This window comes from Paraburkholderia sp. SIMBA_053, assembly GCF_046534895.1.
Lineage (GTDB): Bacteria > Pseudomonadota > Gammaproteobacteria > Burkholderiales > Burkholderiaceae > Paraburkholderia > Paraburkholderia caledonica.
Genome location: NZ_JAWRXU010001768.1, coordinates 1 through 234, shown reverse-complemented (window position 1 = coordinate 234; position 234 = coordinate 1). Strand labels below are relative to the sequence as shown.

Here is a 234-nt window from a genome sequence, read left to right as displayed (position 1 = left end):
CACGCGCCGCACGAAGAACCCCGGCAAACCGAATTGCAGCGCGTACGTTTGATCGGCTTCGGCGAGCATGCGTCTCACCGTTCGATGTTCGAGCGCGCCGCGCGGCGGCCATAGTTGCAACGCGTGCTCGCGCAGCGCGGAGCCGGGCACCGACACGCTATTCCAGAAGGTTTTGAGCCGCTCTATCCTGCGCGACGGCTCGTTGCCGAAATACAGCGCCGCATTGATGGCGCC

The 234-nt window shown here is 65.0% G+C and carries 1 pseudogene; it reads right to left on the bottom strand.

Going from position 1 to position 234, the window contains the following annotated elements:
- A pseudogene (locus SB753_RS41600) lies at nt 1–234 on the bottom strand (patatin-like phospholipase family protein); the annotation flags it as partial.